A 23,650-nucleotide genomic window follows, 5' to 3' on the forward strand; every position below is an offset into this window, starting at 1 on the left:
GCCTCATCTCTCAGGCCTTTTCTTCCGTGCCCCCCCCTAGTTTTTAATCCTTTTTCACATTTTGCTGCAAGCACGCACGGCAGGACGCATCGTTTGCATTTGTAAGAATAAGCCCGCCTTCACACTTCGCTTTGGAATTCTCGTTCAGGCGCCGCATCTCGTGTCATTCAGTATACCATTTTTCGCAGAACCGTTCCTCTAAACGTGTCACTTCACAAATCGGACTGCTTGTACATGCCGCCGAGCGCCTACGCTCTCTCAGGATAACGGGCACAAAAAATGGGGCGGTGAAGAAATCTTCACCGCCCCGCGCAGGTACAAGAATTAGGGATCTCGTTGCTGCCTTGCTTTTATTACCGATGTTCACCGTACCCAAGCGCCGGTGGCATCCACACGGTAGCCGTCCGGAGTCACTTCGTTGATGTACATGGAACCGTAGGGACGCACCGAAACGCTGTCCTTATAGTACCACTTCTCACTGACCGCATCGTACTCATAGGTATCGGCGCTCGCGCTCGTCGCAAAGTAGTACCACTTGCCGTTGATCTCCTGCCAGCCGGTCTGCATGACACCGCTGCTCTCATCAAAGTGATACCAGCGCTGATCGTACTCGTCGTGATGCCAACCGAGCTGCATTCTGCCGAAGAAACCGTCGTGTGTCCGGTCGAGGTAGTACCAATTCATGTTCTCATCGCGGAACCAGCCCGAATCCATGATGCCGTGCTGACCGAAGTGATACCAAGCGGTCTCAATGCGGTCGCCGTAACGGTAGGAAAGCTTACCCCAGCGGTTTACAAGCCGCATACCGCCGTTCAGCGTGAAGATCCACTCGGACTGCTCCGGGTTTAAAAGCTCCCAGTTGCCGTTCGTGCCGACCGTGTAGCCCTTCTCATAGTCCGCGACAAAGGGATCGCTCGGAATGAGACGAGCACCGCCTGCCGTGCTGCCGACGCCGACACCGCGTCCCGCGCCGCGCCCGCTGCCGCCGTTTCCGCGACCGCCGCCGCCCGAGCCGCCGCCCGAGAGCTGATTCTGCTGCTGATGACCGTAGTTGTCATAGCGCGGATCCAACACGCTGTCATAGTGGGCAAGCGTCTGCTCCATTGCCGCAAGCGCCGCCTGCAGCTCCGCAAGACTTGCTCTCGGTCCCGTGCGCTCCAGCACGCCGAGCGACTCCAGTATGCCGTAAATCTCCGGCTTGCCCGGAACACCGTGCACACCGTTAATCAGGTCTGCGGTCTCCCGGCGCTTCAGGAAATAGTCGTCCGCAAGCTGAATTGCGCGGCGGGTCGCCTCATCGAGTTTCTTCCGCGCGTCTTCCAGCTCGGCGCGGTTGTTCTCGTAATAGGCGTAGAGCGTCATGCGCTTCCGAACCGGCGTTCCGAGGTCAAAGCCCTGGTAGCGGTCCGCACGCTTACTCCAAACCGGGGCCGCATGCAGTTCATACTCGACGCCGTCCGCATCGACCGCGTAGGGATCCGGATCCGCCAGACCACCGAGCGCATTGCTGCCCGCGTAGTAGCTATCCTCCGCCGATTCACCGTGTCTCACCTTAAAGCTGTGGCTCGGCTGCGCGGCGTTCGGCGCCTCGTTGATAAACTTTAAGCGATATGCCTTCGAATAGACCAGATAATAGCGCACGCCCGCCTTCGCCGTGAAACGGAAGAGGCCGCCGTTTTCCTCGACGCTGCCCGCAAGGGTCTGCATCGCGACACCGGCATAGCCGCCGCCCGGCTGCTCTTCGAAGAGCTCGTAGTCGAGCATATCCGCATCCCGGTTTTCAAGCTGCACATAGGTCTCAAAGGTCGCATTGGAGGGCGTCGCGTTGACTCTTCTGCCGTCCACATAGCGCTCAATGTCCGTGCGCAGCTCAAAGGCCGCCGTATAGGCATCCGGATGCTGTGTACCCGCAATGCTGATTGCCTTCAGCGCGTTCGATGCCGTTTGGCTGACCGCCTTCTTCGTGTAGACCGTGCGGTATTCCACCTTTGCGCCATTCACACCGGAGAGCACACGGTCCTCCGGGGTGGTGAGAAGCGAGGAAAGTCTTGCTCTCTCACTCGGAACCAGGGAGAATTCTCCCTTTGCCGCATTGCGGCTCTCATCCGAAACCGCCGCATCCGCGCCCGGCAGTGCTTCGTACTCCGCGAGCAGAACCAGGTTGGTCTCCGGCATTGTAAACTGCACCGTGCCCTGCCCCGCCGGGAAGCTTACATTCGGAATATTTCCCGCCGTGACACGCCACGCGGTGAACGCAGCCCCCGCCGCATTCACCGCCGGCGCCGTTAGCGTCACCTGCTCGCCCGCGTGTGCCTCGCTGTAGAAATCGCCGTTCACAGCCTGGGTTCCGACGCTGTCGATATCGCCCTCGTAGGTCTGAATCATGAACTTCGGCGTCTCAACCGCCTCCGGATCCGGATTCTGATTCAGCAGCGGAATGGTGACCGGGTGCGGCGCACCGACTTTTGCGTTCGGCGACGGCGGATTCAGCGCCGTCACCACCGCAATGTCATCGCCCGGCTGTACCGCGACATCGCCCGTTGCCTCATAGACCACAAGCTGCTCGCCCGGGATGCGGTTGTCAAAGTAACTCCGTCCCACAACGGAACCCGGCACCACGTCGAGTACCGTCCCCGCGGGATCCGTCAGAATATAGTTGTAACCCGGCTTGGTGTCAAAGACCGTGACACGCCCCGTATTGTCCGAGAGCAGACCGCCGACCGCATCCACATCCTGCGCCGGAAGTCCGAAGATAATCGGATCCTTCACGTACTTGAGGCGATAGGTCTCACCGTCCTGCAGAACCGCCGTCGTATCGAGCTTCGCGCCGCTTCCGCCGTACCAGTCCTCGCGCACATAGTTCGCGATGCCGGTGAAAGAAGTCTCCGCCGAAGCGCGAACACTGCCAAAGAGACTGTCCTTCTTTACATGGCGGTTCAGGCTTGCGCCCGGCACTGTCAGCGTATTGCTGTCGTAAGGCGCCAATAAAATGTCAATCCAGTAAGCCGGATTCTCGCGGTAATATGCGGTGAGCACCGTGTCCGCCGAGAACTTGGTCGCATCATCTGCGAGCTGCTCGCCCGCATCGAGTGCGCCGTTTCCGTTGTCGTTGATAATCCAGCCCGCGAATTCGTAATACGGGCTCTCGCTCACTGTGACTTCCGGCACCAGGCGCTTGGTCTTAATCTCCGCGAAGCTGTAGCCTTCGTTTGCCGCAGCGCCCGCGCGAATCACCTCCGCATAGTAATTGCCGGAAGCATCTGTCTTGACATCCGCCGCCGCACTGAGCGTCGAGAGTGTCCCGTGCGTGCCCGGCAGGTAGTTTAACTTGACCCACTTTGCGCTGTCGCGCTGATAGACCAGATTCAAATCCAGTTCGCCGCCCGGCATAATCGCCGTATAGCTCTGCGCATTGCCGCTCACACTGACCGTGCCGCTGCCTGCGGGGGCATCGCTCCAGCTCGGCTCGGTCGCGCCGTAGTGATAGCCGTAAATCTCCGGGAAGGACTCCGTAAAGCTCGCGCCGATCGGCTTATTCTGTATGCTCGTCGGGCGCAGGACCTGAAGAACACTGTCCTGGCTGCCCGCATCGCGGAAGCTCGTCACGAAGGGCACGCCCGTGCCGTCCGGCTCTAAGTAAACCTCAATCTTCACATCCTGGTTCGGCATTTCCGCCGTCAGGGTATTGCCGGTGATGTCCACATTCCGCACCGCAGAAACAAAGTTATTGGTCGCGGTCGGCAGGCTCGGTTGATGCCCCTGCACCACGCGGAAAGGCGAGTTGCCGTTGATGCGATAGCCGACCGGGAGTGTGAGCCACTGGCTGATCTGCGTCTCCGGGAGGTAGCGCGTCGTCATGGGCGCCGTTCCCGGAACCAAGGCACCCGGTGCCGCAGCCGTTCCCAGACGATACTCCACGGTGAAGTTTGACTTATCGCTCTCCGCATTGCCCGGGACATAGTGGAACTCAAGCGCCACATCCTGGTTCGGCATGGTCGCTGTGTAATTGCCGTTGATCTGCCAGTTCGTATCCAGGCCGCCAACCATATTCCGCACCGTGTCCGGTACGACGCGCGACAGCACCTTGTCCGGCAGGAGTCGATAGCCCGGAACGCGCAGATTCGAGGCCGTAAAGACCGTCATGAAGGTAATCGGTGTACCCGGCGTCTGGTGGAACAAAATGCTGCCGTCGGCGTTCATATACTGCACATAGAGCTGATACTGCACGCTCGGGTCCGGCTTCCACTGCACGTAGTAGGTCTTCACACCGTTTACGATGCCGAGCATGTACTGCCCGGCCGCATTGGCGATGACAGCCGCCCCCGTGCCGTCCTGATTTTCCGTAATCTTATCAATCACATAGCCGTAACGACTCGGAAGTATTGCCGCCACCTGGGTGCCTGCCATGCCGTTCGTCGAACTTGTTGTGGGAAGACCGCCGTTGCCGTCGATGATAATGCGTCCCATATCGTCGCGGTAGCGGTAATTCACCTGCACCGTATCGTTCGGCATCACGAAGTCCGTGATTGTTCCGTCGGTCGGCGAAATGAGCGCAGCGCCCGGGGATACCGAGAGCTCAACGCTGTCAAACACATAGCGTATGCCGCCCGCGACAAAGCTCTGCATGGTCGCCGGAATTCCGTCCACCGTGATTTTTCCGCCTATCATATAATCCTCGCCGGTCGGCGTAAGCGTCGGTGCGCCTGCAATCGGAATTCCCGACATGTCTGTCACGCTGCGATTCACCTTATGTGTCACCGCCTTGAGGCGAAGGGTGGTTCCGTTCTTCTCCTTGACGATACCGACGGCAGGATTGTCCTTGACAAAGCGGTCTATGGAGCCCGCACCGTTCAGCGCGACATCGACCGTAGTGCTCGCTGTCGGCAAGGTCTCGGTTGTAAAGCCGATGACGGAACTGCCGTCCAACGGATGCGCGCTGTTCACCGTGACGGTTTTGTTGTTCGAGATGTAGAGATTTTCCGGCTGGGTCGCTGTCACGGCATTTCGGTTCCCGCTGAGCCGCACCGAACCGCCGACGGTTAGGTTGCCTGCCGCACCGAGGTAAACCGCACCGCGCGATGCGGCGGGGGATACCGCCGTGTCCTGATAAGCGCTGTTATTTCTCACCGTGAGCGGGTAATGGCTTCCCTCTTCTCCGTTTGCGGCGAACTCGACCGATCCGCCCTCAATGCTGAGCGCACCCGCCGCTGCATTTTCGAGCACCACACCCGCGCCGAGCGAAAGGGTACCGGAGCTGTTCTTCAGCATGAAGTCGCCGCTGCCGTTTGCAAAGTGTAAATCCTCGATTGCGACCGGAACCGTGCTCTGATTGTTCACGAACAGCGGTCCGCTGTAGCCCGCTGCGGGTGCAATGGTCTTGGTCTCGGTTCCGAATGTAACCGAAGTTGCATTGCTATGCATATCCGTGCTCGCAAAGGTCAAACTTCCCATGGTTCCGACCTTGCTCGCATCAATGGTAAGCGGCCCGGTAAGCGCTTGGTCATCCTCAAAGTAGATGACCGCATTTTTGTTTTTTGCGAGCTCCAGTGCTTTGTCAAACGTATTGACCGGATGGTCAAAGGTGCCGCTGTTTGTATCGACACCGCCGCTCGAGACATAAATGGCTGCCTCGACATAGCTGTAAGCAATGCGCTTATGGATGGTTTCGCCCGGACGAAGGTTTAACTCCCAGGAAAAAGCCGGCGAGAGGTCCGAACCCTCGGTGGAGCGCCCTGTCATTGCCGCAACGCTGCCGAGCGGATGATACTGATACATCGGAACAAGCCCGGAATATCCTGAGATGGACTCATAACCGTTATGAAAGGCGTATTGCAGACGGCGGTCGAATTTCCCGATCCACTTGCTGCTCGGCGCAGAGGTACCGAGGGTCGCATCGTCGAGGACAATGTTCACCGTCGCAATGTCACCGTGCTTTCTCGCATAAAAGCCGCGATCCGTGCTAATCATATCCTTTTTGCGGGCATTGTCAGAAGGATACAGCCCCGGCCACCCGGGATAGGTCTCAGGCACATCGTTAACCGAGAGATCGTAGGCCATACCGACATAGAATTTCTGTCCGGCCGTGGGCAGATTTTCTCGCCCGTAGAAGTAGTAATCCGCTATCACATAGCGACCGGAGACGCGCGTCACGACCTGAGTCTCGATCGTGCGGTAGCGTCCGGCAGGACCGAAGCGCGTGGTCTCGACCGCAGCGTTCTTTGCGACCAATGCCGCTCCGCTCAAATTCTGGTTCGCATCGCTCGCCGCATTGCCCCCCGCAAGTTCCGAGGCTCTCTGCCCCATCTTCGCGATGTAGTAGGTATTTCCCCGTCCGTCACTTTCCGCAACGCCCGGCCAATACCCCGTTCCGCCGGAACCCGTTGTGGTGTCCACCTGCTTGGGGTAGGGGGCAGGCCCCTGGTCCGTATCCGGCATCACAATGTAAAGCGGCACACCGTTTCCTTCTACTTGTCCGTCTACGGAATCAAGCGTAATCGCAGGCTCGAAACCGTCCGCATTCTTTCCCAGAAGGTTATAGCGGTTCGACTTAAGCGCCGCGGTCATCTCGCGGTCATCAATTCCCACCTTCCAGGAAAAGGTCATGCTGTGGTTCGCGGTTTCTCCGCTTAAGGGCAGCGCCGGAGACGGCGTTTGCAATTCGGTCGCCGCCTGCGCCTCCATACCGCCCAGCGGCACAAAAACAGAGAGCGCCCCGAGCACCGCACTGAGGCCCAGGCTCAGCGCGCTCCGTCCCGCTCTCCTAAAAAAAGCTTCTCTCGACTGTCTCTTCTTCAAGTGTCACCTCACCTAAAATTAAGAAATAATAAATAATTATAACAGTTTCGCGGCACTTGTCCAGATTAATTTGAACCAAAAAAGAGCTCCCCGCGGGGAGCTCTTTCGTCTTACTGTTGTTTACGGCGTCTCGCGTATCCATGCACCGGAGGCATCCACATGATAGCCGTCCGGCGTCACTTCGTTCACATACATGGAACCGTAAGGTCTGCCCGTGCGATTCGCGTATACCCAGCGATTCGCAGTTGCATCCCAGTCCCAAGTCTGCATCGGCGCGCTCTCGTTAAAGTAGTACCAGTTTCCGTTGATTTCCTGCCAACCGGTCAGCATGGAGCCGGTCATAATGTTCAGGTAGTACCACTTGCCGTCCGCGCTGTCGAGATACCAGCCCTTGTCCATGGAACCGAACCAACCGTCGTGATTGGTCGAGAGGTGATACCAAACACCCCGGTCATCCTTCCACCAGCCGCTGTCCATCACACCGTTCTCGTCGAAGTGATAGCTGTAAATCTTGGTCTCGCCGCCGTAGGTGTAGGCCACATCCGCCCAACTTGCGGTGATACGCTTGCTAAGTCCAAGATCAAAATACCAGCCATGGCCCGCCGGGTCAAAGTTCACCCAGTTGCCCTCAACGCCGTTCTGGTAAACACGGTTGCCCGTGCCGGTCGGAATGGTGCCGCCGCGCACACCGCGGCCGCCGCCACTGCTTCTGCGGCCACCGCCGCCTCCGCCGCCGCCGCCGCTGCCTCCGCCGCCCGGGGTCGGCGTGGGGGTCGGTGTCGGCGTGGGTGTAGGAGTCGGCGTCGGGGTCGGTGCTGCCGTCGCGTCACTGATTGCCTGATTCAGTGCGACCATAGCCGCCTGCATTGCCGCAATCGAGGAGGAAGGCGCGACCGCATTGGAAACCGCCGCCGCATTGTTCAGTGCCGCCTGCAGGGCTGCCTGCAACGCGGGATCCTGTACGTTCGGAAGGGTCGCCGTGCCGATTGCGCGGCTCGCATCCAGCGCCGCTCTTGCCGCGGTCCAAGCCGGATCCACCTCGTAGTAGGCGTAGACGGTCTGATCCGCATTGACGGTATCCGCACTCGGATCGAAGGCCGCATAGCTACCCGCGGTCGTCGAGAGACCGACAAAGCGATACTTGCCATTGTCGAGATTCACCGTGTAATCCGGTGTCAGAGCCGTAAAGCTTGCGTTATCCGCAGGCCTGGAGCCCTTGCGAACCGCTACGATTGCATTGTTCGCCGCGTTTCTGGCATCGACCAGGCGGAACTTCACCGCCTTGTGATAGCTCAGCACCAGCTTGTCCCCGATTTCCACCGGCACCTCATAGATTGCGCTCGGGTTGGTCGCAAAGTCTGCCGGGAGTGCGGAGCTGAGATCGTGTGCCGTCACTCCGCCGCTGCCGTTGTTTCTGACCGCATAGAGTGCGTAATCAATCTTGCCGAGCGCCGCGTTGTCAAGCGCAGCCGTCAGGTTAAACTGACCGATTCTACCTGCCGCATCGTCCGGAACCGGGCGATTTAAGACCGCACCGTCCGCCGTTCTGGTGAGGGCGCGGAACAGTTTCACATCGACCATCCAGCCCACGCGGAAGGAGCTCTCGCTGCCGTTTGCATCCGCATCCGCAACCGCCTGCTTCACTGCCGCACTCGCTGCGCTCTTCTGCAGCTTGATGGTATAGGTCGCATTGCTGTAGGTCGCCCATGCATTGCTGTCCTCCGCAAGCTGCGGATTGTTCAGATCATCCTGCTTTTGCAGGCGAACCGCCTCGGCCACGCCCACGCTGTGATCGCTCGACTCCACCTTTAATTCCACGGTGTTTGCCGGGAGTGTGGTCCGGTAAATCGGCTCAAAGATTGCATTGCTGTTAACCGTGACACTCTGGCTGCGCATGGTCGGATTGAAGCTGAGCACATTGCCGCTGAGAAGCTCCCAACGCTCAAACAGAGCGCCGCTTGCATTCGTCGCGTCCGCGGAGATCATCACGTTGTCGCCGCTCTTCACGCTGTCAATTTCTTTCTCATCCGCAACCGGAAGCACTGCACCGCCTCTGATGTGCTGAAGCAGTCTGCCGCTGTTTGCCGGATCGTTCTGAATCTTGACGGTCAGCGTATCCGCTGCGATTACCGTAGTCTGGTTGGCCGCGGGAACCGTCATGCCGTAACCGGACGCTGCATTTGCAGCCGGATCCTGTGCCGCGCCGTAAGGCTGTGCCACCACCGTATAGCTTCTCGCCGGATCGAGCCCCGTGAAGACCACGCTGCCGCCGGTCGGGCTCACAAAGCCCGGCGCGACCGTGTTGCCCGCATCGTCCACAAGTGCGTACTGGCTGTTCGCATACGTTGGGTTCACCGTAATCGACGCCGTGTTGCTTGCCGGATCCGGAACCGCCGTGAGATTGGGCTGCGTCGGCGGAATAACCGCGAGCGTCTCCGGTCCCTTCTTGTTCGCCGGAACCAAAGTGATGTCGCTTCCGATTGCAGGGGTCTGATCGGACGCGAGCTCATAGACATGATAGGGCTGACCCGGGTTGAGACCGGTGAAGTTGCCCGTTGCCAGCGCCGTGCCGGTCATGACCGCACGCACGTTTCCGTGCTCATCGGTGACCGCATAGTTGCGCGCCGCATTCGGCGTGTTGACCTTAATCTGTCCCGTGCCATCCGCACCGCTCACGGAGGTATCCACGTTCGGCGCCGCAAAGACCATGTCGTACAGCGCTGCCTGCAAGACGAACTTTGCGGTGTACTGCGCATTGCCCTGCACCGTCAGGCTGCCGAAACTCGGATCGGTCGAAACGAGCGTGCTACCGCTGTACCAGCCATCAAACTGATAATTTGCCGCCGGTGTCACCACAGGCGCCAGGGTGCTGAGCGCCGTGTTCTTCAGCACGGACTGGGACGCCGTGCCGGTAATGCTGCCGTTCGGCCCGCTGATAAAGCTCACCGTGCCCCAGGCATTCGGGTCCTTTTTAAAGACATGGACATACTTGAATTTATCGCCGGCAGTCAAGGTCAGCGTGTCCGTCGGCTCTATCTTTGTGCTTCCTGCCAACGGTGCGTTGCCGCCCGCATTTGCCGGGTACCAGCCGTCACTGATATAGCCGGTGTCCGGGGTCGCCGTAATGCCGTGGAGCGTAAGGAGTTCTGTCAGCGTGTAGTTCTTCGGCACTGTCCTCTGCTGAACAATGATGCCGCCGAGCGAACCGCCGCTCGTTGCTGTGTAGTACACCTTTGCAAAAGCCCCCTGAATCGGTGAATAGCGCACCACAATTTCAGCCGGATCCGTCTTCGACTTGTACTGGAAGCTTCCCGGCGCCGTTGCCGTGGGCTGCACCAGGTTTGTCGGCTGCTGGTCGAGCGCCGTCGAATCCTTCGCCATGACCGTAGCGACCCTGTAGTTCGGCACATAGGGTATGGCAACCGTCGTCAAACCGGTGGGATCGGTCGGCTTCTCATCGTCCGCCACCTGCACATTGATATCGCGAATACCGGTCGTGTCATTGTCCTCTGAACTGCGGAAGATAATACGCACGGAGTTTCGGTAGTCCGGGTTCAGCTTGTAGGTGTACTTCACCTTGACATCCTGGTTCGGCATCCACTTAAACTTCACCGGAGTCGGTGCCGTCGCATCGTCCGCCGGCAAGCTGAGACCAAAGAGCGCCTCGCTGAGACCGCGCTGGCGGACAAAGGTCTCCGCTGCGCCGCCTGTCGCGACTGCCTTCGAGAGGGTCTTGGGATCCTTACCCGCAACGATCTCCGCCTTGTGGAAGAGGTATTTCGGATGTGCCGCAGGCGTGTTGTCCTTCGGGTTTTTGGCATCCGGAAGCAGCGGCGCACTGAATTCAGTCGTACCGCGCTGCACTCCTGCTGCGTCACTCTCAGCCGCGAAAGGCTTTGCCGCACCGAGGATAGCGCCCGTGCTGTCCGATACCGTAATCGTGTTCTCAACGCCCGTTGCATCCAGATAGACATAGCTCGTCGAGAACTTGAATTTTACATTGGTATCCGGCTCATAGTCAAAAATGATCCGGACGTTCTGGTTCGGCATCTTATCGCTCAGATCGAGCGGATTCGGTATGGTGCCGGGAACCACAAAGCGCTTGTTCCCGTAGGTCGATGAGCCGTCGGCTTTCAGGCCGTACACCTCGGTCTTCACAAAATCCGCGTCCGCTGTCTTGGTCGCAACGGTTGAGCCCGTGCCGGTTACCGTAGCACCGGTAATCTTATAGCCCGGGAGTTCCACACTCGCGTAACTCACATCGTTATCGACCACGACACTATCTTCACTCTTGTCAAAAACCCAGGGTGCAGCGGAAGGCGAAAAATCGTTCGCCGGCTTTCTGCGATGCTGCGTGAACATCTTATAGCTTGCGCTTCCGACCCATTTCGCGACATAAACCGTCTTTTTTGCATAGGGAATGACGGGCTCAATGCCGTTTGCAGTGGAGCCTTCTACCGCATCCGTGGCACTGACCGGTGTAAGCTTACTCCAACCGGTAAAGTTATAACCCGTCCAGTTGGGTGCCGGAATACCGTTCTGTCCCCAGGGCAACACGGGCTTGCCACCCGGCCAAGAGCTGCTTGCCCCGGCAAAGGCTGCCATGTTCCCGGCAAAGGGGGCAATGCTGTTCAAAGGCTGGCCGGAGGTGCCGCTGATGATGTAGTAGCGCCCTGTCTGGGTGAGCGCCTGCCAGCCCGGCACGGACGAAGCAGTGACGCTCGGTCCGTTCCCTGTGTCAAAAATCAGTTCTGCGGGACTGCCGGACGGATTGCTGCCGGGCGGGCCGGAGTAGCCCGCCGTTCCGGCAGTGTTGTACTCCGAGTAATCCACCGGACCCGCCGCCTGCGCCGTGAGGAGCGGGGTCGAGAACAGGCTCAGCGCAAGGAGCGCCGAAAGGGCCTTTTTTCTCAGTCTGTTTTGTCTCATTCTGTTCTCCTATCTATCGGGGTGCCAAACGGCACCCCGACCTTCTCAACGCTGCCAAGCACCGCTCCGGTCGACATGGTAGCCGTCCGGTGTGGTCTCGCCCTCATACATGGAACCGTGCGGGCGAACCGTGTTGTTCGTCTTATAGAACCACTTCTCATTCACCGCATCGTACTCATAGGTGTAGGCCGTCGTTGTCGGTGTGAAGTAATACCACTTTCCGCCGATTTCCTGCCAACCGGTGAGCATCATGCCGGTCGCCGGATCAAGATAATACCAGTGTCTGTCAACTTCGTCAAAGTGCCAACCGGTCTGCATCTTGCCGAGCCAGCCGTCGTGCGCCGTGTTGCAGTAGTACCAGTTCCCCTGCTCGTCCTTGAACCAGCCGAAGTCCATGATACCGTGAGAGTTGAAATGATACCAGCCGTTTTTATTGACGTCGCTGTTCGCATAGTCAAGCTTTGCCCAGCGGCTCACCAGGCGGATACCGCCGTTCAGCGTGAAGATCCACTCGGAGTTCTCCGGATTGATCAGCTGCCAGTTGCCGTTGGTTCCGACCGTATAGCTCGGCTCATAGTCTGCGATGAAGGCCTCGCTTCCGATTAAGTTCGGCTTTCCGAAGGTACTGCCGACGCCCGCGCTGACGGTCTTGGTGCCGCTGCCGCCTCTGCCGCGGCCACCGCCGCCACCGCTACCGCCGCTGCTGCGACCGCCGCCGCTGCCGCCGTTTCCGCGACCGCCGCCGCCGCTGCCGCCGCCGGAGAGGCTGTTGTTCGAGATGTTGCCGTAGTGATGATAGCGCGGATCAAGCTTTGCCTCAAATACGGAAATGGTGTTTTCCAGCTCCGCAATCGCTGCCTCGAGTTCCGCAGCCGTGGGTCTCGGGTTGGTCCGCTCAAAGAGCGCAATCACTTCGTTGAGACCGATGTACTGACCCGGGACACCGTTCAAAAGGTTTGCTGTCTCACGGCGCTTCAGGAAGAAGTCATCCGCAAGGCGCTGCGCCCGCCGGATCGCATCGTCAAGGCCGTTTCTCGCATTGTCCAGCACTTCCTTGTTGTTCTTCCAGTAACCGTAGACAATGGTGCGCTTCTTAACAGGCGCTGTGTCGTCGTAAGCGACATATTTATTCTCTCGCTTACTCCAACCGAGCCAGTCATACTCAATGCCGGTCGCCGGATCGGTCACATGTGTCGCACTACCGCTCGGCGTGTCATTGAGTACTGTACCGTAGAGCGTCGTGTAATCGGAATCCGAAACTGCCTCTCCGCGTCTCACCGGGAAGCTGTAATGCGGCCACGGCGAAGCGCTCTCGCGCTCGTTCACAAAGGTGAGCTTATATGCCTTCGAGTAGACCAAGTAGTACTTAACCCCCTCGGTCGCTTGGAACTTAAAGAGACCGCCGCTCTCGTAGACATCTACCGGGGTCAGTGCCTCCGGCACAAAGCTGTTTGTCGATGCATCATAGTGTACCAGCTGGTAATCGAGGTTATTGACGTCCTCGCGGCTCAGCTGCACATAGGTATCGTACCGTGCGGAGGAAGGCGTTGCGCGCGGCACCAATCTGCCGTTTACGTAGCGCTCCACATTGGTCTGCACCTCCCAAGCTGCCGTAAATGCGCTCGGGTGATTTGCAGCATCGATGTTCGCCGTGTCGTTCTTCAGTGCATTGGAGGTGGAAGCCGGAACACTCTTCTTCGTGTAAACCACCTTGTAGCGCACATCCGCATGGTTGACCTGCATGAGCACGCGGTCGGCCGGAGTTGTCAAATCATTCTCCAATCCCGGAAGCTCGTTCGGATCCAGGGCCATCTCGCCCGGGTTACCGCCGCGAACCTCATCCTCGACCGGCGCATTGCCGTTCAGGTCGCGATCATAGTAGGCCGTCAACACAAGGTTGGTATCCGGCATCGTGAAGTTGAGCGTCGCATTTCCGAGCTGGCTGTTGATGCCCGGAATCTGTCCCGCCGTGACGCGCCAGGTCTTGAATGCCTCACCTGCGCCGTTCACCGCCGGAGCGCTGAGCACCACTGCCTCGCCCGCATGTGCCGTGGCAAAGCTTGCGGCGCCGACTGTAACACCGTTTACGCTGTCAATCAGGCTCTCGCCGTCCGTCGTCTCAATGCTGAACTTCGGAATCTCAATCTCGCCCGCCGGTGCCATGAACAGCGGGGTGCCGTCCGGAAGCTTGCTGAGCACGGTGATATCGTTTCTGCCGTGCGGTCTCGCAACCACCGTGTAGGTCTCGTGCGCACGGAGTCCGGAGAAGTGAATCGCACCGGGCGTTCCGGCCTGCCAGCCGTCCGCCGCCGTCTCGGGCGTCGTCACAACATTGCCTGCGGCATCAATCAATGCATAGTCCGCATCGCGGTCCGCCGGGTCAATCGTGAGCACCACGCTACCCTCATCATCCGGATCGTAAGTTACCTGGTAGTTCGTCTCGACCACCGGAACCAGAACTTCGGTCGGGTTCGAGATGCGCGGGTTCGGCGCTGCCGGGTTCGCCGCGATGACGTTCGCAATGTCATCGCCCGCGTTGACCGCAACATCTCCGGTTGCCTCGTAGACCTTGTAGCGCGTCCCCGGTGTCTTGTCATCAAAATAGGTTCTGCCTGTCGTGCTGCCATCCTGCACATCGACCACATTGCCGTCCATATCCGTGAGGATGTACTTGTAGCCCGGCTTGGTGTCATAAGCCGTGACCTTGCCCTTGCCGCGGTTGTCAATGCTGCCCGCCGCGTCGATGCCGTGCGCCGGAAGTCCGAAGACAAGCGGATCCTTCACGTACTTCGCGCGGTAAACACCGCCGTTCTCGAGCACGGTGCCAAGCTCCATCTTGTTGCCCGCGAGGTCATACCAAGCGTCAAAGACATAGTTTGCAATGCCGTGGAACGCAAGGTTTGCGGTCGGAAGGGCATCGCTCCAGAGCTTATCCTTCTTTAAGTGCATCGTGAGTGCCGCACCCGGGTTGATCAGGGTGTTGCCGTCGTACGGTGCGAAGGTAATGTCAATCCAGTATGCCGGATCCTCCTCAAAGCAAGCCGTGAGGGTGGTGTTTGCCGCAAACTGCTCGTTGTCGGTGACCAGATGCTCACCGCCGTCCAGAATGCCGTTGCCGTCATCGTTCACGATGAAGCCCTTGAAGCGGTAGTACGGCGCATCGTTCGCCGTGACCGTCGGCACCAGGCGCTTTGCCTTGACCGCCGCGAAGCTGTAGCCCTCGTCTGCGTTCGCGCCCTGCTTCGTGACATCCGCCTCAAAACTGCCTGCTGCAATGCCTGCGTGCACGTCCGGGGATACCTTAGCAGGATCGTTGCCGAGGGTTCCGTCGTTGCCCGGGAGATAGGTGAGCTTCACCCACTTACTCGGGTCTCTGTGGTACTCCAGCTTGAGATCCACCTCGCCGGTCGGCATGGTGAACGCATAGCTGTAAGGTACCGTCGTGTACTGGAAGCTGCCGCCGACACCTGCAGGCGTCACAGTACCGAGCGGCTCATTGTTGCTGTAGAAATAGCCGTAGATATTCGGGAGCTCTTCATTCACAGGGCTTGCGATTGCATGCGTCGCAATCTTCTGCGGAAGGAGTACCTTGAGCGCCGGATCCAGACTGCCCGTATCCTCATAATCCACAACCAGCGGAACACCGGTGCCGTTCGGCGTGCAGTACACGCGAATCTTGACATCCTGGTTCGGCATGATAGCCGTAAACAAGGTTCCGGTCAAATCCTCGTCGCGAATTGCATTGACCAAGTTGTCGACCGTCGTCGCATCGCTCGCCACATTGCCGTCAATGACCGCAAACTCCGTGGCATCATAGCCGAGCGGCGGGTTCACCGTATAGCTGATCTGTGCCTCCGGGAAGTAGCGCTGGGGCGTATCTGTCTTTAAGAGCGTACCCGGTGCCGCAACGGAGCCGCTGTAATACTCGACCACAAAGTTGGACTTATCCGATTCCGCCGTGCCGAGTACGTAGTGGAGATCCACCGCCGTATCCTGGCCGGGCATGTGGTGAATCTTATACTGCTTCGGCGTTGCCGAGAGTGCCCATTCTGCCTGCGGATCGGTTCCCGTGGTCGTGAGCGCCGGCGTAATCACACTCAGGGTCTGACTCGGATCCGGCTGATAACCGTGAATGTGCTTCACCGCAATTGCGGATGCACTGCCGATCGGGGTCGCGACCGGGTTCAGGGTCTGGAAGTTAATGCTGCCGTCCGCATTCGAGTACATTGCGACCAAGTCAAAGCTGATGCTTGTATCGTAGACCCACTGCGCGTAATAGGTTCTCTCTTCACTGCCGTAGGTGAATACTGCCTGACCGGAGGTCGGATTTACCGTCAGCACATCGACCGGGTTGGTGCCCGCCTGATCAAGCGTCCACTTGCTGACCTTATAGCCGTAGCGCGATACCACCGGCGTCATACCGGTTGCACTGCCGCTGCCGCTCATACTGAGATCCGCAGGCAAGCCGCCGTTTCCGATAAAGCGGAGTGTGCCGATGTTCTTCTTAAAGCGGTAGTAGATCTTTAAGCCGTCCTCCGGCACCTTCGCCTTGGTAATCGCCGCCGTGGTCGCATTGATCTTCGCAGCTTCGATTTTGTTCTCCGGATCCGTGATAATCGAGTCAAAAATCCACTCAACGCCGTTTGCCGTGAACTTCGGCTTCTGATAAGCACTGCCTACACCGCCTACCTGGTTATTGCCCGGCACGGTGTCTTCCGCATAGCTGAACTCTGCGCCTATGGTAAGAAGCTGCGGATTCGTGCCGCCGAAGACCGGCGCTCCGGAAATCCGGTTTCCGTCTAAGTCAACCACGACGCGCTCCACATTCTGCGCCCTCGCCTCGAGACCCACGCCGGTCGCCGGACCGCCTCCTGCGGGTTTCTCAACCCATTTCAGAACACCCGGAGAAGGCTCATCCTTCGTAAAGCGCTCTGCGTTTCCGGGTTTTCCGGTCACGTTAATTGCCTTAATTGTGGAATTGGGCGCCGGAAGCTTCTCGGTCGTGAAACCGATGGTAGAGCTCGCACGAAGGGACTCGGTCGCATCTACATAGAGCTGATCCTTCACATAAAGATTCTTTGGCTCCTGAATCGGGTTGCTCGGATCGTCGGGATTCGGTCTTTCGATGAAATTCCCGCTGATATTCACGGCACCCGCGAGCTTTAAGCTGCCGCCCTGGAACGCAACCGCGCCGCGCTCTTTCTGTACCGGCGCACCGCCCGAGGGTGTCACCGTTTCGATATAAGCCTTGTTTCCGGTAATCGTGACCGGCATGCTGCTCTCCGCTTCACTGACTGCCGTCGTAGAGACCGCGCCGCCCTTAATATCCAGCGCGCCGTTCCCGCCTCCGGTGACAGTGAGCTTTGCACCGAGATTCAGAACACCCGCATCCGCGGTGTTCTTAAGCAGGGGCTCCGTTTCGCTTCCGTTACCTTGGAAGCTCAGGTCGTCAATCGTGACCGGACGCGTGCTCTGGTCATTCTTAAAGAGTGCTGCGGTACTGCCGGCCGGGGACTGAATGACCTGCGTATCCTGACCGAAGCCGATGGAGGTGCCGCCGCGGGTGATATCCGCACTCGTGATGGTAAGGGTACCGGTACCCGCGGAGCCGATTACCATGCGCCCGCTATCCGTGACATTATAGTCCTCGATAAAAATGGTCGCATTTTTATTCTGGGAAAGCTGCAGTGCCCGCGCAAAGGTCTTGACCGGCGCATCGAAGTTTCCGTTGTTTGTGTCTGCACCGTGTGCGGAGGAAATATAGATTGCCGCCTCGGTATAGGTGTAGGCGACGCGCTTATGGATGGTCTCACCGGGATGTAGGCGGATTTTCCAAGAGTAGGAGATGGAATAATCCTTGTTATCTAATATTTTCCCGGTGATTTGTGCCAATGTCATAATTGTATGCGTTACAGTATAACCGCTAATCGGAGACAATCCTGTGATAAGAGATCTTTGGATTCGCTGATTAAAATATCCTATCCACTTGGAATCTGCTGCTGTCACACCGAGATTATCATCCTTCAGAATGACATTTACCGTAGAATTCTCTCCATGCTTTCTCGCATAGAATCCCCGGTCTGTCACAACCATATCCTTATTCAGAGAATCATTTACCTGAAAATCATAGGCCATTGAGACATAGAAGTCCTGACCGGATGCCGGAATATCTTCGCGGCCGTAGAAGTAGTAGTCCGCAATCATGTACTTGCCGTTCGCGGAAGTCTTGACCATGGACTCCACGGTGCGATGATTGGAAGCACCTCCGAAGCGCGTGGTTTCCACCGCGCCGTTTTTCGGAATCAGCGGGTTCATCGCCTGGTTTTGTCCCGCCGGCAAAGCGTTCCCGGCACTGAGTTCTGCCTTTCTCTGCCCAAGCTTTGCCATGTAAAACTGATTTCCGGCATTCGACACCAAGACAGTCGGATCATATCCTCCCGTCATCTGTACCAACAGGAAAGGATTGTTCACATTTGATACCGGCATCACCAAGTAAAGCGGTACCCCGTAGTTTCCGTATGTAATGGATTTTCTGGTATTGTCGCTGTTAATTCCCGACATATTATAGCGATTTGATTCTACAGTTTCTTCCGCAAAGTCTCCGCTCACCTGCCAGGTGGCTTCCATATTGTCCGTCGACTCAGTCGCCGGAAGTGTCTCGGGCTGCAACTCCGTCGCCGCGCGCGCGGTCAGCAGTCCCCCGCCGCCCGGGGCGAGCAGGGTAAACGCCGTTGTGAGCGAGAGCAGCTGCGCCAGGACACGCCGTCCAAGCCCCGCACGCCTCACTTTGTTCTCATGTCTCATTCCTTATGCCCCTTTCTCAATCCGCCTCAAAGACAGAAAGCTCATCCGGCACATCGCTCTGCGTGACCGTGGTCGATGCGCCCGCAATCAGGCCGCGCGCAAAGTGATTCCGCTCTTTTCTGTCGTAGTGATAGAAGCCCGGTCCCGCACTGCCGCTGTTTCTCCAGCGCGGCGCGTCCTCGTCTCCGGTGAAACCGAGGAACTGACCGTTGTAAACGAGGATATAGCCCTCACCCGTGTTCAGCACGCGTCTTCCGTTCACAATTCTGCCGTTCCGATCGACCACATAGAAACGGTACTGCGGGGAAGCCAAGGTGCCCACGTTCTGCGAGACAATGCCGTAGCCGTACTCTTCCGGCGCATCCAGGCGGAGGCCGTTGATATAGAACTTGTTGTCTCTCTTCTGAAGGATGTTGCGGTTGCCGTACGCCTTGCCGCTCGGCGCGAAGGCGAAGGTTCTCGGACCGTCGGCCAGCTCAACCGTGATTTCCTTGCCGCTCTGCATGGAACCGTCGTTGATCTCATCCGGAGAGAAGAGATAGAGATCCGCCTTCTCAATGCCGTAGAGGTCGCCGTTGATGAAGTCCGCAGCGGTCCAAGCATCCACATCGTACTGTGCGACAAACTCGCTCTTGCCCTTGAAGAGGACAAAGCCGGTCTTCATTCTGCCGATGCCGTCGAAGGCGTATTCCTTCTCGCCGACCCGGTGAATCTTGTTGCGAATCGCTCTACCCTTCGAATCGCTTCTCCACCAGGAGCACTCGAGATCTCGGTTCTGATCCTCGTCGAGGTTTGCGGACGGGTACATCCAGAACCACTTGCTCTTCATGAGGGCGCCGCCGTCGTAGCCGCTGTAGTAGCGGACACGCTCGTCACTGGTCGGATTCGAGCGAACCGCGTCCGAGATGGTCGCGACCTTGTCCCACCACTCGATCATGACGCCCTTCTCGTCGAAGCCGTAGGTTGCGCCGTCAATGTCGCGCTGGAAGGGCTGCTCGCCCGCGCGGCTTCTGTACTTCTTAGAGTCGCCGCCGAAGTAGAACCACATCTTCTCGTAGTCCTCATAACTTCTGCCGGTCACTTCACTTGTCAAATGAGAGCCCCAGTCGTAATAGAGCCAGCGGTTCGTGTAGAGCGCGCCGTCCGCATCCGCATAGTAGCGCGCCGTTGCGAAGGGGTCCTCATCCTCAATGACATTGCCCTCTTCGTCAATCCAGCCGCTCAGCATGCCGCCGTTCTCGTTGAAGGCGTAGGTTCTGCCGTCAATTTCCTTGCGGAAGCCCTTGCCCTTCGCGCGGAGGCCCTTGCCGTCCTCGCCGAAGTAATGCCAAGCGCTGTCGCCGTAGGCACCGTCCGGATCCTTCTCGCTGTCAATGAAGACCCAGGCGTTTCTCACCATGCGACCGTCCGGGTCCACATAGTAATCATCGCCGCCGAAGGAAAAAATGCGGTCCTTTAACAGCGTGCCGCTATCATCCAGATAGAACCAATCCTCCTTCGACTTCTTGAAGGCGTTGGTCACCGGCTGATCTTCCCGGTTCAAATACTGCCACTCGTCTCCCACTTTGTTCCAGCCCTCAATCGCGTACGCTGTCACATTCGGGACAAGACAAGCGACAGCCGCCGCGAGCAGTGCCGCCCGCAACCCCTGTCCTGCTTTTCCACTCATTCGCTTTTGTTCTCCTTCCAAAAGTAAACACGAACTGCCACCCTTGAATACGCTACCCGTTACTCCGTACCTTTACCTCCTTTTCCGCTAGGTAACTGCAAATTATTAAAGAAAGCTTAATGTAATTATAAGAATAACCCCCCAACTTTTCAATATCCACCTTCACTTTGCTGCAATTATAGCAAGGTTACACAAAAAACCATTCTTTTCGCTTTAATTATCGTCCTTTCTTTGTCGTTTTTGTTAAAGCGCACTTCACTGCCTCGCCTTGTTCTAGACACTTGTTTTGTATCCGTCTATTGTGAGAAAAAGAAACAGCGGTGAAGACTTTCTTCACCGCCGTTTCGGCTTTTTGAATACGCTGATTACTTTCTTGTATATTCATTGTTGTTTCGCAAATTTATGCACCTGTGGCCTCCAAAATCTCAATGGGATTTGCCTCATAGAGAAACAGCATCGCGTCATAGTGTTCGCTCGGTATGCCCTTTAAGCGATAGGTTTGATCCGGCAAAAGCCGCATCAAAAAGCTGTAGCCTTCGCCGAGCTGCATCATCCGCATGGGGCTATGCACCAAGGTGTAAACCCGGCTCTCCTCATTCGTAATCTGCGAAAAATAGAGGACATATTGCTGACCCTCTGCAAAGCGCGCCTGCGCCGCCAGCGGATCGCCGGAAACAAAGCGCTGTATGCTCCGCTTTGTTTCGCCCATCATCTTGATATTATCCTTAAGCTTCCAGACATCGGTGCCGATTGCGTAGTAGTCGTTTCCGAGGTCCTGCGAAAGGAGAACGCCCATGCTTGTGTAAATCGGATTCACCCGCTCAATGTGCCCGTCGTGCGCGGAAATCACAATCTTCCCGGAGCCGATCTCCGCTTCGATTTTCCGAATGGCCTCAACATTTTCCGCCATATTCCGGTCTCTCAGCGTGTTAAAATTCTCGGTCGAAGTCCAGGATTCCATTGCCTGGCGGACGGTCGTGAGTTCCATTTGAAAGTCCCGCGCATCCGCATCCCGCATATCCGCATCACCGGCTTTCGCGCGCAGCCCGTCCAGAAACGCAACGGCCTGCCCCGCAGTTTCCGCATTCAGCGAATAGGGGGGCGTCAGAACATTTTGAAACACCGCATCAAATTCCGCTTCGGTCGTTAACCCGTGTGCGAGACTGTACTGCTTTAAAAAGGCGTAGCCGGTCTCCGGATTCTGCATATCGAAGCCGTAAAAGCGGACCTTTTTCTCTTCCGGCGCTGTCCGGTTCCAGTCCTGTATCCAGCCGAGCAGTGCCGCCATCTCTTTGGTGTGATAAATCGGGAACGAGAACTTCTGTACCAGCTCTTCCGGCTTTCCCTCGCCGCTCTGCAAATAGCGGTTGATGTCGGCACACTCGCTGTAGTCCGCTTCGAGCGCAAAGGCCGTATAGCCCTGTTTCTCGACCATCTCTCGCAAGACAGAGAGTTTCAGCTCCTGAAATTCACGGCTGCCGTGCACCCCTTCCCCGATGGCCAGGACGGACACTTTGTCCGGGATATGATCCGCGGATAGGGACTGCATCTCTGCCCTGAGTTCCGGAATTTCCCGGTGCGCCTGTACCTCCTCTATTTTCTGTTTTCCGAAGCGGAACAGCACAATTCCGAGCACGAGCAGAATGAGCCCTAAGAGCAGTCGAACGCAGAACTTCAGCATTTTTTTCAGTAGATTCAGCATGATACCATTCCTCCTTAGAACGACAATTCCTTCTTCCGAAAGCCCGGCAGGGCAAGGATCAGCGGAAGCAGCATATACACACCGATTGCGAGCACAAGAATTCCGACAAACGGCTTTCCGGTCAGTATATCAGCCTGCACGCTGCGAAGCATCGAAGTGTAAAGAAAGGGTTGAAGACGTCCCACATTATTTTTAAGCGGTCCCGTCAAGAAAATCATTGTAATCAGAATATACAATGCGTTCGATGAGAGCAGCGCAAAGGCAATCACGCCCTGCAAACTGTTCTGCGTGAGGAAGCAAAGCGTCGCCGCAAGCTGCATAAAGCCGAGCGTCCGAAGAAATACCTGTGCGATGGTGAGGGCGACCGCCTGCGCCTCCGCGCCTGTGTAGAACAGATTTCGTATGCCCGGCAGCAGAAAGCAGAGCGCCGCGGTCGGCAAGAGCGTGAAGAGCAGAAGCAGCGCGCATTCTCCGAATTTTGCGAGGACGATACCTTCTCGCGAGACGCCCGCGCCGATTGCTACCTGCATTGCCCGGCACTTAAAATCGTCCGCATAAACAGAGACAAAGAGCAGCGTCCCGATGACCAGCGGGAAAAAGTCGAGCGCGAACTCGGCCGCCCGTCGCATATCGTCCGAAACCGTACCCTTGCCGCCGTAAAACAGAAGCAGCAGCGCAAGACAAAGTTCAAAACCCGGAAATCCGAAGAGGACGCTTCGCTTTTTCAAAACACGCGAGATATCCGCAAACATATAGTTATGCATCTTTTCTGCCTCCCGTCAGCGAAAAATAATAGTCCTCAAGGCTCTGCCCTTTTTCTTCCCGCCCACAGATTCGAATGCCCGCTGCCTGTAACACCCGCTTGGCCCGCTCGCAATCCGAAACCCGCAAGGTCACGCAATCGGCTACCTTAGACTGTAGCTCTGTCCTCGCTATCTCGCGCACCAGGGTGCCGTTCTCCAGAATGCCGAAGCGGTCCGCCGTGTGCTCGAGCTCCCCCAAAATATGGGAAGAAAGCAAAATGGTGCTTCCCTCTTCCGCAGCCAGCTTTCGGAACAGCGCGCGCATCTCGGCAATGCCCTCCGGATCGAGACCGTTTACCGGCTCGTCAAGCAGAAGAATCTCCGGTTTTCCGAGCATCGCATTCGCAATTCCGAGGCGCTGTCGCATGCCGAGTGAAAAGGCGCCGAACTTGGACTTGACGCCCGAAAGTCCTACAAGCTCTAACACCCGCCCGATTTCCGCCCTGTCCCGTATCCCCTTGACGCCGCAGTAAAAGCGAAGATTCTCCTCCGCACTCAGATAGTCAAAAAAATTGCCGCCGATAAAGAAGCCTATCTTTCTCCTTGCCTTACGAAGCCCTGCCTGCGTCGCTTCACCGTCAATCGAGACACGCCCGCTCTGTATCTCCGTGAGCCCCAGAACTGTCTTAAACAGGGTTGTTTTTCCGGCTCCGTTTTTGCCGATCAGACCGTAAATTTCTCCCTGTCTTACCGTTAGATTCAAACCGTTCAGCACAAGCTTTTGCCGTAGCGCTTGCTGAGCTCCTTCAGTTCAATCCGATTCATGCTTTGCCTCTCTTCTGTCATCTCTTAGTTGTTCGCGCGGTGGGCTAGCCAAAAGTCCGCTGCGGACGCCGAGCGTCCGGATTGTCTTCTCGCCTTCAACAATAGTGGACTATCGCAATAATACACTACTCCTCTATGCATTGCAAGCACATTTGTCGCTGCGACGCTCCGGCTGCCTTATCG

7 protein-coding genes are annotated in these 23,650 nt (G+C 57.5%); all 7 read right to left on the reverse strand.

What is annotated here, in order from left to right:
- Positions 1-363 precede the first annotated feature (363 nt).
- Entirely contained in the window at positions 364-6,795 is a 6,432-nt protein-coding gene (locus tag QU660_RS08800; RefSeq protein WP_304946144.1) for an N-acetylmuramoyl-L-alanine amidase family protein, read from the reverse strand.
- A gap of 120 nt (positions 6,796-6,915) precedes the next feature.
- Positions 6,916-11,724 carry an N-acetylmuramoyl-L-alanine amidase family protein gene (locus QU660_RS08805; protein WP_304946145.1) on the reverse strand — a complete coding sequence of 1,603 codons (4,809 nt, stop codon included), beginning with the start codon at positions 11,722-11,724 and terminating at the stop codon, positions 6,916-6,918.
- A 45-nt stretch (positions 11,725-11,769) separates the two neighbouring features.
- A complete protein-coding gene (locus tag QU660_RS08810; protein ID WP_304946146.1) occupies positions 11,770-18,528 on the reverse strand; it encodes an N-acetylmuramoyl-L-alanine amidase family protein in 6,759 nt (2,252 codons plus the stop codon).
- A gap of 16 nt (positions 18,529-18,544) precedes the next feature.
- Entirely contained in the window at positions 18,545-20,197 is a 1,653-nt protein-coding gene (locus QU660_RS08815) for a cell surface protein (protein ID WP_304946147.1), read from the reverse strand.
- Positions 20,198-20,597: 400 nt separating this feature from the next.
- Positions 20,598-21,899 (reverse strand): erythromycin esterase family protein, encoded by a 1,302-nt coding sequence (locus QU660_RS08820; protein ID WP_304946148.1) that lies wholly within the window; start codon positions 21,897-21,899, stop codon positions 20,598-20,600.
- A gap of 14 nt (positions 21,900-21,913) precedes the next feature.
- Entirely contained in the window at positions 21,914-22,663 is a 750-nt protein-coding gene (locus tag QU660_RS08825) for a hypothetical protein (protein ID WP_304946149.1), read from the reverse strand.
- The gene (locus QU660_RS08830; protein ID WP_304946150.1) at positions 22,656-23,417 is read right to left on the reverse strand and encodes an ABC transporter ATP-binding protein; all 762 of its coding nucleotides are present in this window, start codon (positions 23,415-23,417) and stop codon (positions 22,656-22,658) included. Before QU660_RS08830 ends, QU660_RS08825 begins: the two co-directional genes overlap by 8 nt.
- Positions 23,418-23,650 lie beyond the last annotated feature (233 nt).

Origin of the sequence: Stomatobaculum sp. F0698, from assembly GCF_030644385.1 — a bacterium.
GTDB lineage: Bacteria > Bacillota > Clostridia > Lachnospirales > Lachnospiraceae > Moryella.